General features: G+C 74.8%; 11 protein-coding genes. 1 reads left to right on the top strand and 10 read right to left on the bottom strand.

What is annotated here, in order from left to right:
• The 4 genes from IEZ00_RS09175 to IEZ00_RS09160 all read right to left on the bottom strand — a co-directional run.
• Positions 1-961: uroporphyrinogen decarboxylase/cobalamine-independent methonine synthase family protein (locus IEZ00_RS09175; protein ID WP_229795343.1), on the bottom strand; the 961-nt coding region annotated here is incomplete at its 3' end.
• 243 nt (positions 962-1204) lie between these two features.
• The gene (locus IEZ00_RS09170) at positions 1205-1429 is read right to left on the bottom strand and encodes a hypothetical protein (protein ID WP_189222757.1); all 225 of its coding nucleotides are present in this window, start codon (positions 1427-1429) and stop codon (positions 1205-1207) included.
• A 142-nt stretch (positions 1430-1571) separates the two neighbouring features.
• Positions 1572-1949 (bottom strand): hypothetical protein, encoded by a 378-nt coding sequence (locus IEZ00_RS09165; protein ID WP_189222756.1) that lies wholly within the window; start codon positions 1947-1949, stop codon positions 1572-1574.
• A 63-nt stretch (positions 1950-2012) separates the two neighbouring features.
• Entirely contained in the window at positions 2013-3212 is a 1200-nt protein-coding gene (locus IEZ00_RS09160; protein WP_189222755.1) for a hypothetical protein, read from the bottom strand.
• Positions 3213-3302: 90 nt separating this feature from the next.
• Here IEZ00_RS09160 and IEZ00_RS09155 point away from each other — a divergent pair, with 90 nt between their 5' ends.
• A complete protein-coding gene (locus tag IEZ00_RS09155) occupies positions 3303-4175 on the top strand; it encodes a threonine/serine dehydratase (RefSeq protein WP_189222754.1) in 873 nt (290 codons plus the stop codon).
• 298 nt (positions 4176-4473) lie between these two features.
• Here the strand turns inward: IEZ00_RS09155 and mnmA are convergent, their stop codons facing one another.
• From mnmA to IEZ00_RS36410, 6 genes are all read right to left on the bottom strand, one after another.
• Positions 4474-5559, bottom strand: coding sequence for a tRNA 2-thiouridine(34) synthase MnmA (gene mnmA / locus IEZ00_RS09150; protein WP_189223306.1), 1086 nt, complete (start codon positions 5557-5559; stop codon positions 4474-4476).
• 5 nt (positions 5560-5564) lie between these two features.
• Positions 5565-6728: a cysteine desulfurase family protein gene (locus IEZ00_RS09145; RefSeq protein ID WP_189222753.1), complete on the bottom strand. Its 1164-nt coding sequence runs from the start codon at positions 6726-6728 to the stop codon at positions 5565-5567.
• A complete protein-coding gene (locus IEZ00_RS09140) occupies positions 6728-8029 on the bottom strand; it encodes an MFS transporter (RefSeq protein ID WP_444544475.1) in 1302 nt (433 codons plus the stop codon). The genes IEZ00_RS09145 and IEZ00_RS09140 overlap by 1 nt, the downstream gene beginning before the upstream one ends.
• A 146-nt stretch (positions 8030-8175) precedes the next feature.
• Entirely contained in the window at positions 8176-9039 is an 864-nt protein-coding gene (locus IEZ00_RS09135) for a lysophospholipid acyltransferase family protein (protein ID WP_189222751.1), read from the bottom strand.
• Positions 9036-9806 carry a GNAT family N-acetyltransferase gene (locus tag IEZ00_RS09130; protein WP_189222750.1) on the bottom strand — a complete coding sequence of 257 codons (771 nt, stop codon included), beginning with the start codon at positions 9804-9806 and terminating at the stop codon, positions 9036-9038. The genes IEZ00_RS09135 and IEZ00_RS09130 overlap by 4 nt, the downstream gene beginning before the upstream one ends.
• Positions 9807-9954: 148 nt before the next feature.
• On the bottom strand, positions 9955-10528 hold a 574-nt coding region (locus IEZ00_RS36410; protein ID WP_229795339.1), incomplete at its 5' end, for an electron transfer flavoprotein subunit alpha/FixB family protein.

Here is a 10528-nt window from a genome sequence, read left to right as displayed (position 1 = left end):
GCGACAGCGCCCGGCGGACCCACCCCGCGCTCGCGCCCGCCAGCCCGCAGGTCGGCGTCGGCACCGCCTGGGCGGCCAGCGTGGAGCGGGCGAAGCCCAGCCGGTCGACCAGCTCCAACGCCGGACGCGCCAACGACTTCAGGTCCACCGGGGCGCCGGGGGCCGTGCTGGGCACCAGCCCCAGCAAGAACACCAGGCCCTCCTGCCACGCCTCGCCGATCTCGTCCAGCATCCGCTGCTCGATGATCGTGGCGTCCAGCGACACCGCCCGCGCGCCCGCCTTGCGGATCAGCGACACCGGCGGGTTGGGCGCGCAGCAGTGCACGACCACGTCCGCGTCCACCGCCTCCACGACGGTCCGCAGCACCGCCTGCGCCTCGGGTTCGGGCACCGCGGGCACCGTGCCCAGCTTCGACGGCGTGGGCAGCAGGCCGCGCAGCACGGCGGGCAGCGCGGGTTCGTCCAGCTGCACCACCACGCGGGCGCCGGTCCGCTTGGCCACCTCGGCCACGTGCCCGCGCAGGCCCTCGCACAGCGACTCGGTGAACTCCCGCAGCGCGCCGGGGTCGGTCATCACCCGGTGGCCGCGCGGCAGCTCCACGGTGGCGGCCAGCGTCCACGGCCCGGCCGCCTGCACCTTGACCACCGCGGGCCTGGTCGCGGCGGCGGCCTCCTCCAGCGCGTCGAGGTCCCAGCGCAGCAGGTCCACCGCCCGCCGGTGGTCCCGGCCGGGGCGCGCGGCGACCCGGTAGCCGGAGGGGACCACCTCCACGGGCAGGTCGACCAGCAGGGCGGCGGTGCGGCCGGTCAGGTCCGCGCCGACCCCGCGCGCGGGCAGCTCGGGCAGGTGGGGCAGGTCGGGCAGCTCGCCGAGGACGAGGCGGGCCGCCTCGTGCGGGTCGGTTCCGGGCAGCGAGCCGATGCCGGTCGCGGTGCCTTCGGGCCAGGGGGCAGGGTCCACGTCACCAGTTTCCCACCGCCCCCCGCGCACGCCCCGTTGACCGGTCGAAGACAGAAAGGTCTAGACCCATTGACGGTCCGGCGCGGGCCACATACGGTTACCTCGTCGGTGCGGACGGTTATCGCACCGCCCAGAACGTGGTGCGGGGGTGTGACGCGCCCCATGCCCTCGCGCCACTTCCACTCCCCCGAGCGCCGCGCGAGCCGTCCGTGACTCCCCCTGTCCGCCACGGACGGCGAGCGCTCATGGCCGCGGCGGCTGATCGCCCGAGTAGCCCAGGTCCGCCAGGTAGTCCGCCAAGCCGCGCTTGGCGGAACCCTCCTCCTCCGGGGCGCAGGCGGGTTCCACGCCGACCACGAAGGCGGACGGTGCCGCGCGCCGCAGCCCCAGGATCAGCGAGGCGCGGGTCGGAGCGGGACGATCAGCGCCGTCGTCGACGTCGCCGGAGGCACCGAGCGCGTGCGTCATCGCAATTCCCTCACTTGTTCCAGTGGGTGCCCGGCGCTGCGCGGGCCGGGCGGCGCTGCCTCCACGGTCCAGCAAGAACCACATCGGGGACAGAGCCATCCGGGCTCATCTCGGGCCCGTCTCAGCCCGCTCCGGGCCGTCCTCACGCCGACCGGCGCAGCCCCAGCACCTGCAGCGCGATGAACCCGGCCACCGCGACCGCCTGGGCCACGACCACCGCGACCCCCAGCGGCGTCACCTCGAACCAGCCCGCGAACGCGGTCAGGAAGCTGTCCACCACCCACAGGAAGTTGCCCAGCACCACCACCCCGACCAGCGGTCGGATCGGCTTGGTCCCGAGCAGGAAAACCCCGATCCCGTAAACCACGAGGAATGCGCCCAGACCGATCACCAGCCCCCTCGGCAAACCCAGCGGAGCGTCGATCAGCAGGGCCAGGACCCCCAACCCACCCGAGGCGACACCGTCGAGCTTGAGAGCGAAGCGGAGCAGGCCGTCATTGCGAACTTGATTCGTCGTCATGGCCATGAAGCTAGGTCCGCCGGAACTGCCAACGCCACGCCGAACGCTGCCAACGCCTGCCAGTCAGCGGTCCGCGACCTGGGAGAACAGGTCGGCTGCCACCAACTTGGCCCCCGCGTTCTGCCAGTTGTGCAGGGTCCGCTCGGGCACCTGGTTGACGAACCAGGCGAGCGCCTTGCGCGATTCCGGGTCCAGGTCCTCGCGTTTCGTCCGACTGCTGTAAGGACGAATTCCCACCACGTAGTAGAAGTACAGCGCGTTGTAGTGCCGCCATTCATCGCTGGTGCCGAAGTCGCCGTCCTTGGGCTTGAGCCGGGAAATGCCCTCCAGCAGCAGCGACTTCAACTCCGCCGCCCGTTCCAGCGGCTGGTCGGCCGCGCCTCGGGCGGCCAGCCGGGCGTCGATCACCGGCAGCCGCGTCAGCGGGCTGGCGACCAGCTTGGCCAGGTCGCCGTAGTGGCTCAGGGCCCGCCGGGTCAGCTTGGCGAACTCGGCCTCGTCCACGTCGGCCAGCGGCGGGCGCTTGGGCAGCGCCTCCGCGGCCTCGCGCAACTCGGCCCGCTCGGCGGCCACCGCGGGCAGCGCCACCCGGTCCACCGCCGCGGCCAGCGGGTTGGCCAGCACCTGCACCGCGACGGCGGCGGCGACCGTGCCGAACAGCAGCGGCACCAGCCGCTCGTCCAGGAACAGCGCCACCTGCGCCCCGAACACCAGCGCCGTGCCCGCCGACACGGCCAGCGAGCGCACCATGTCCGCGCGGACCGCCTCGCCCTCGTCGAACGCGTCCGCCGCGGCCACCAGCACGCCGAACAGCAGCAGGTCCACCCCGATCGAGGTGACCATCAGCCAGGGCGGCAACCAGTCGACCCGCAGCAGCACCGCCGCCGACCCCAAGGTGAACATCAGCGTCACCACGCCCGCCAGCGCCCGGTCCCGCCGAGCGCGCAGGAGCAGGGCGAACGCTGCGGCCAGCGGCACCAGCACCACGGCGGGCGCGAAGTGCGCCACCACCAGCAGCGGCACCGCGCCCAGCCGCCACCAGCGCTCGTAGCGCTCGGGCAGCCAGCACGCGATCACGCCCGTCCACGCCACGGCGGGCGCGGCCAGCAGCACCGCCGGTGGGTGCGGCAGCGCCAGCGCCACCGCGTACGCGAGCAACCCCGCCGCCGTGCGGTGCAGCAACGGCTTTCGCGGGTCGCGCGCCAGCAGGTACAACCCCAGCCACCAGGCCAGGCCGAACACCACCACCGATACCCCGATCACCCACCGATCCTAGAGTCGACCCGAACGGGGGTGGTGAGGATTGTCATGCAGCCCTACAAGTGGCCGCCGGGTTGAGGGGATGCTGGCGGCATGGACGTCGCCGCGGCCGCTGACCGCATCCGCCCCCACATCCGCCGCACCCCGCTGCTGCGCACCGAGGTCGACGGACGGCCGCTGGTGCTCAAGCTGGAGCACCTCCAGCTCACCGGCTCGTTCAAGCTGCGCGGGGCGCTGAACACCCTGCTGTCCGGGGAACTGCCCGACCGGGTGGTGACCGCGTCCGGCGGCAACCACGGGCTGGGCGTGGCGCGGGCGGCGCAGCTGCTCGGCGTGCCCGCGACGGTCTACGTTCCGCTGGGCGCGCCGGAGGGCAAGGTGCGGCGGATCGAGGCGGTGGGCGCGAAGCTGATCCGGCACGGCGCCACCTACGCCGAAGCCGCCGCGGCGGCGCGGCAGGTGCCGGGGGTGTACGTCGAGGCGTACAACTCCCCCGAGGTCATCGCCGGGCAGGGCACCGTGGCCGCCGAGGTGGTGGCCGACGCGCCGGACGTGGACGCCATCGCGGTGGCGGTCGGCGGCGGCGGGCTGATCGCCGGAACCGTGCTCGGGGCGGGCGGCAGGACCGTCGTGGGCGTCGAGCCGGAGCGCTGCCGGGCGCTGCACCGGGCGCTGGAGGCCGGTGAGCCGGTGGACGTGGAGATCGACTCGGTGGCCGCGTCGGCGCTCGGGGCGACCAGGGTCGGCGAGCTCCCCTTCGCCGTGGTCGCCGAGGCGGGCGTGCGTTCGGTCCTGGTCAGCGACGCCGAGCTGCTGGCGGCGCGGGACCGCCTGTGGGAGGAGTTCCGCCTGGCCGTGGAACCCGCCGCGGCGGTGCCCTTCGCGGCGTGGCTGCACGGCCGCGTCCCCGGCGACCTGCCCTGCGTGGTCCTCTGCGGCGCCAACACCGACTGGACCCCCGCCTGACCCGCGAGTCGAACCTCCAGAACCCCCGAGTTCAACGCTCAGAACAACCACGCCCGCCCCCGGCGCCACCCGGTCGCGGGCGTGTCGGGAGTGTCGCCCCCGCGAGTCGCGCGCCTGGACACCACGAACCGAGCGTTCACGCACCTCGGGCGGTACTTACCGGCCCACACACACCCGCCGGGTAGTACTTGCCCACGCACCAGGGCAGCGCGCGCTGCGGGGTGCCCGCGAGCGCCGCTTTGCTGGATAACCCAACCTGAGCGTTGAACTCAGGGGTCCTGAGCGTTCGACTCGCGGGTCAGCGGGTGGTGGTGATGGTGGCGCTGGCCAGGACGAGGTCGCCCGCGGTGGGGTCGGGGCGGTAGAGGGCAACGGCCTGACCGGGGGCGACGCCGCGCAGCGGCTCGCGCAGGTGGACCACCACCGAGCCGTCCACCAGCTCGGCCACGGCGGGCGCGGTGCCGCCGTGCGCCCGCACCTGGGCCACGCACTCCACCGGGCCGTCCCACTCGATCCGGGACACCGGCCGCTCGGCGACGATCTCGGTCACCGCCAGCTTCTCGGCCGAACCCACCCGCACGGTGCCGCTGACCGGCTCCAGCGACAGCACGTAGCGCGGCCTGCCGTCCGGGGCGGGCGCGTCGATGCCCAGGCCCTTGCGCTGCCCCACGGTGAACTCGTGCACGCCCGCGTGCCTGCCCAGCACCGCGCCGGTCTCGTCGTCCACCAGCAGGCCCGGCTGCTCGCCCAGCCGCCGGGTCAGGAACCCGCGCGTGTCGCCGTCGGGGATGAAGCAGATGTCGTGGCTGTCCGGCTTCTCCGCCACCGACAGCCCGCGCGCCGCGGCCTCCTCGCGCACCGCCGCCTTGGTCGACCCGCCCAGCGGGAACATCGCGTGCGCCAGCTGCTCGGTGGTCAGCGACGCCAGCACGTAGGACTGGTCCTTGCCGTCGTCGGCGCTGCGCCGCAGCTCCACTCGTCCGTCCACAGTGGACAGCCGCGCGTAGTGCCCGGTGCACACCGCGTCGAAGCCCAGCGCCACCGCCTTGTCCAGCAGCGCCTCGAACTTGATCCGCTCGTTGCAGCGCAGGCACGGGTTGGGCGTGCGGCCCGCGGCGTACTCGGCCACGAAGTCCTCGACCACGTCCTCGGTGAACCGCTCGGCGAAGTCCCACACGTAGAACGGGATGCCCAGCACGTCCGCGGCGCGGCGGGCGTCGTGCGCGTCCTCGATGGTGCAGCAGCCGCGCGCGCCGGTGCGCAGCGTGCCCGGCTTGGCCGACAGGGCCAGGTGCACGCCGGTCACGTCGTGCCCCGCCTCGACCGCGCGCGCCGCCGCCACCGCGGAGTCCACGCCGCCGCTCATCGCCGCCAGCACCCGCATCCCGGTCACACCTCCGCCTTCCGCCGCATCCCCGCGATGCCCGCCGTGCGGGCGCGCTCCACCACCGGCCCGATCGCCTCGGCCAGCTCCCGCACCTCGTCCTCGGTGGACGTGTGGCCCAGCGAGAAGCGCAGCGAGCCGCGCGCCAGCGCCCGGTCCACGCCCATGGCCAGCAGCACGTGGCTGGGCTGGGCCACGCCCGCGGTGCACGCCGAGCCGGTGGAGCACTCGATGCCCTTGGCGTCGAGCAGCATCAGCAGGCTGTCGCCCTCGCAGCCGGGGAAGGTCAGGTGGGCGTTGCCGGGCAGCCGGTGCACCGGGTCGCCGTTGACCACCACGTCCGGCACGGCCGCGCGCACGGCCGCGACCAGCTCGTCGCGCAGCGCGGACAGCCGGGCGGCGGTGGCCTCCTGGTGGGTGACCGCGTGCCGGACCGCCGCGGCCAGCCCGACGATGGCGGGCACGTCCAGGGTGCCGGAGCGCACGTCGCGCTCCTGCCCGCCGCCGTGCAGCACGGGGGTGGTGGGCACGTCGCGGCCCAGCAGCAGCACGCCCACGCCGTAGGGGCCGCCGATCTTGTGGCCGGACAGCGTCATCGCGCTCGCGCCGGAGGCGGCGAAGTCGACCGGCACCGCGCCCAGCGCCTGCACCGCGTCGGTGTGGAACGGCACGCCGTGCTCGGCGGCGACGGCGGCCAGCTCGGGCACCGGGTTGAGCGTGCCGACCTCGTTGTTCGCCCACATGGCGGTGACCAGCGCGACGTCCTCGCCCATGGCCTCGCGCAGCGCCTCGGGGCGGACGCGGCCCAGGCCGTCGGGCTCCAGCCAGGTGATCTCGGCGCCCTCGTGGTCGGCCAGCCACTGCACCGCGTCGAGCACGGCGTGGTGCTCGACCGAGGAGGCGACCACGCGCTTGCGCCCGCGCGCCCAGTAGACGCCCTTCACGGCCAGGTTGTCGCTCTCGGTGCCGCCGCTGGTGAAGATCACCTCGGACGGCCGGGCGCCCAGCGCGTCGGCGATGTCCTCCCTGGCCTCCTCGACCGCCCGCCGCGCGCGCCTGCCGGAGGTGTGCAGCGACGAGGCGTTGCCCGTGCTGGACAGCGCCCGCGTCATGGCCGCGATCGCCTCGGGGAGCATGGGCGTCGTGGCGGCGTGGTCGAAGTAGGCCATCAGTGCTCCAGGGTAGCCCGGCAGCGCGGTCCGGTGAGCGCGGCACCGACCACCGAGACCGCCGCCATCAGCAGGTCGAACGGGATCACCGCGGCGGTGGGCGCCTGCGCGGAGGCCAGCGCGGAGACGAGCACCCCGCCCAGGCCGACCAGCAGGGCCGAGCCGAGCATGTCGCTGATCTGCAGCGCGGAGGAGTTGAAGCCCCGGTCGGCGTCGGTGGAGGCGGCCAGGGTGAGCACGCTGAGGCTGGACATGGCCAGTCCCATGCCCGCGCCCGCGAGCGCCCACAGCGCGGGGGTGGCCCAGGCCGGTCCCCAGGCCGGTGCGATGAGCGTCACGCCCGCGATGCCCGCCGCGTTGAGCAGGAAGCCCCAGCGGACCAGCTTCTCGCGGGGGATGTCGGGCTTGCGGGACTGCCACATGGCCGCGCCGGACCAGCCCAGCGCGCTGAGCGTGAGCGGGATGCCCGCGGCCAGCGCCGAGTAGCCGTGCACGGAGGTCAGGGTGAGCGGGATGAACGCCTCGGCGGCGAAGAACGACCCGGCGAGCAGGCCGCGGGCGAGGATGGTCACCGGCAGGCCGCGCCGCGCGGTGAGCGTGCCCTTGGGCAGCAGCACGCGCAGCGACGGCACCAGGACGACCAGGCCCGCCAGACCCAGCGCCAGGTCCAGCGCGCCGGTCGGGTGCTGGGCGGCCCAGCTCAACCCCACCACGCCCGCGCTCGCGCCCAGCGCGGCCAGCGGCAGACCAGGTCGGGCGGGGGCCTCGCCGCGCTGCGGCGGCAACGCGCGCAGCACCGGCACCAGCAGCAGGAAGCCCGCCAGCACGAACGGGGCCAGGCCGAGGAACACCCAGCGCCAGCTCAGCTGCTCGGTCAGCCACCCGGCCAGCGCCGGGCCGACCAGGGACGGCACCACCCAGGCCGCGGAGAGCAGCCCGAACACCGCCGGGCGGTCGCGTTCCGGGTAGACCAGGCCGATCAGCACGTACACGGCCACGATCTGGGTGCCCGCGCCCAGCCCCTGCAGGAACCGGCCCAGCAGCAGCACCGGCATGTCCCCGGCGACGCCCGCGACCAGCAGGCCCGCCACGAACAGCGCCGGGCCGACCAGCAGCGACGGCCGGGGCCCGCGCCGGTCGCTGAACCGTCCGGACAGGACGGTGGCCACCACGCTGGCGGCCAGGAACGCCAGGAAGGGCCAGGCGTAGAGGTCCGCGCCGTCCAGCTCGGCGACCATGCGGGGCATGGCCGTGCTGACGCCCATGGCCTCGAAGGCCAGCAGGGTCACCAGCAGCACGATCCCGACCGTGGGCCCCCGGTGCTCCGGCGACCACAGTCGGGACCTGGCTTCCGCTGCTGCTCGGGCTGCGCTCACGCCCCCATCGTCCAACCTCCACCCTGGTCGAGGTCAAACCGATACGCGAGCACTCCTCGGATTGGGGGCGGTCAGACGAGGGCGGCGTGCGTTCCCCACGCCGGGACCCCGTCGCGGGCAGCGCGCTCCGCCGCCCGCTCCGCCGCCCCCTGGGCCAGCGCCGCCAGCTCCCGGCGGTCGGCCGCGCGGCCGGGGGCGATCTCGTCCAGCACGTGCACCTCCACCACCAGGCCGCGCAGCCGCAGCACCCGCCGCAGCGAGTCCACCAGCGTGTCCGCCCCCACGAACGCCGTCCGCGTGGTCGCCGCGCCGTCGCCCGCCCGGTACCGCAGCACCACCGGGCGGACCGGCACACCCGCGTCCAGCGCCGCCTGGAACAGCGCGGGCCGGTAGCGCCCCGACGCCAGGCCGCACCACGTGGTGCCCTCGGCGTGGATGCCCACCGCGGCGCCCTCGCGCAGCGCGCGGGCCAGCTCGGCGACCGTGCCGGGCAGCAGGGACAGCCGCTCCCGGTCCAGGTACACCGTGCGCGCGGCGGTGACCAGCCTGCCCAGCACCGGCCAGTCCTTGATGTCGCGCTTGGCCACCATGCGGATCGGCTGCACCGCGTCGATGGCCAGCTCGTCCAGCCAGGACACGTGGTTGGCCACCACCAGCACGCCGCGGCCGGGGGTGGCCTGGAACCGGTCGGGGCCGACCACCCGCAGCCGCGCCCCGAACGCCCGCACCAGCGCCCGGAACCACCGGCGCAGCAGCGCCTCCCGCACCCGGCCTCGGGTGGCCAGCGCGCCCAGCACCACGAACCCGCCGCACAGCAGGACGGTCAGCGCGGCCACCGCGCGCAGCAGCGCCCGGACCGCGCCCACGGTGGCGGAGGTGTGGTCGACGCAGCCGTCCCCGCACGGGGAGGTCGGCATCCACGGGTGCGCGCTCATGCCGTCTCCCCCAGGAAGAACCTCAGGTAGCGCCGGTCGATGCGGTCCATGCCGAGCAGGATGAACAGGTCCGCCACGCCGAAGTCGGCGTCCAGCGCGGGCCTGCCGCACACCCAGGCGCCCAGCCGCAGGTAGCCCTTGAGCAGCGGCGGCAGCACCGCCCGCGCGGGCCGGGCGACCTCGTCGACCCGCCACGGCGTGCGGGGGTGCACCCGGTACCGCTCGGGCGCGTAGTGCTTGGCGCGCACCTGGTCCCACACGCCCGCGGCGAACGAGCCGCCGTCGTGCAGCGGCACCGAGGCGCAGCCGACCAGCCAGGAGTGGCCCGACAGCAGCATGTAGCGGGCGATGCCCGCCCACACCAGCGACACCACGGCCCCGTTGCGGTGGTCGGGGTGCACGCAGGAGCGGCCGGTCTCCACCACGCTCGGCCGCAGCGGCGCCAGCGCGCCCAGGTCGAACTCGGTGTCGGAGTAGAGCTTCCCGGCCTCGGCCGCCCGCTCCGGCGGCAGCATCCGGTAGGTGCCGACGATCTCGCCGGTGCGGTCGTCGCGCACCACGAGGTGGTCGCAGAACTCGTCGAAGGGGTCGACGTCGTGGCCCGGCACGGGCGTGTGCAGCACCGCGCCCATCTCTTCGGCGAACACCCGGTGCCGCAGGTGCTGCGCGGCCACGACCTCCGGGCTGTCGCGGGCCACCAGGAGGGAGTAGCGCGGCGCTCCCGCGGCGGTCTCCCCGGTGCTGACAAGCAGTTGCGGCTGCGTCATACCCACTGGTCTACCGACCCGTCGGCGACCGACAGCAGGTCGTTCCGGTGACACGTCAGTGGCAGGTCGGTGAAGCGGCGGTGCGCCCGCGAACGCCGGAGGGCCGCCCCGCGAACGGGACGGCCCTCCGGGCGGTGAGCTGCGAGGATCAGCCCTTGCGCTTGCCGACCTCGTCGGTGAGCTGGGGGGCGACGTTGAACAGGTCGCCCACCACGCCGAAGTCGGCGATCTCGAAGATCGGCGCCTCCGGGTCCTTGTTCACCGCGACGATCGTCTTCGACGTCTGCATGCCCGCGCGGTGCTGGATCGCCCCGGAGATGCCCAGCGCGATGTAGAGCTGCGGCGAGACGGTCTTGCCGGTCTGGCCGACCTGGAACTGGTGCGGGTAGTAGCCGGAGTCGACCGCCGCGCGGGACGCGCCCACGGCCGCGCCGAGGCTGTCCGCCAGCTTCTCGACGACCTCGAACTTCTCCGCGCTGCCCACGCCGCGGCCGCCGGAGACGACGACCGACGCCTCGGTCAGCTCGGGGCGGTCGCCGCCCGCCACCGGCTCGCGGCCGGTGATCCGGGTGGCCTTGGCCGGGTCGGTGGCGGGCAGCTCCACGGCCTGCTCGACGGCCTCGGCCGGGGCTTCCTCGGCCTCGACGCCGCCGGGGCGCACCGCGATGACCGGGGTGCCCGCGCTGACCTTGGACTTGACCACGTAGGCGCCGCCGAAGACC

It is taken from the genome of Saccharothrix coeruleofusca, assembly GCF_014648515.1.
Lineage (GTDB): Bacteria > Actinomycetota > Actinomycetes > Mycobacteriales > Pseudonocardiaceae > Actinosynnema > Actinosynnema coeruleofuscum.
The sequence above is the reverse complement of the archived record's forward strand: the minus strand, read 5'-3'. Positions and strand labels throughout refer to the sequence as shown.

Excerpts from the sequence above, each read along its gene's own strand:
- IEZ00_RS09170 (WP_189222757.1), bottom strand. The coding sequence starts at position 1,429 with ATGACGCACGCGCTCGGTGCCTCCGGCGACGTCGACGACGGCGCTGAT.
- IEZ00_RS09165 (WP_189222756.1), bottom strand. The coding sequence starts at position 1,949 with ATGACGACGAATCAAGTTCGCAATGACGGCCTGCTCCGCTTCGCTCTC.
- IEZ00_RS09155 (WP_189222754.1), top strand. The coding sequence starts at position 3,303 with ATGGACGTCGCCGCGGCCGCTGACCGCATCCGCCCCCACATCCGCCGC.
- mnmA (WP_189223306.1), bottom strand. The coding sequence starts at position 5,559 with ATGCGGGTGCTGGCGGCGATGAGCGGCGGCGTGGACTCCGCGGTGGCG.
- IEZ00_RS09145 (WP_189222753.1), bottom strand. The coding sequence starts at position 6,728 with ATGGCCTACTTCGACCACGCCGCCACGACGCCCATGCTCCCCGAGGCG.
- IEZ00_RS09135 (WP_189222751.1), bottom strand. The coding sequence starts at position 9,039 with ATGAGCGCGCACCCGTGGATGCCGACCTCCCCGTGCGGGGACGGCTGC.
- IEZ00_RS09130 (WP_189222750.1), bottom strand. The coding sequence starts at position 9,806 with ATGACGCAGCCGCAACTGCTTGTCAGCACCGGGGAGACCGCCGCGGGA.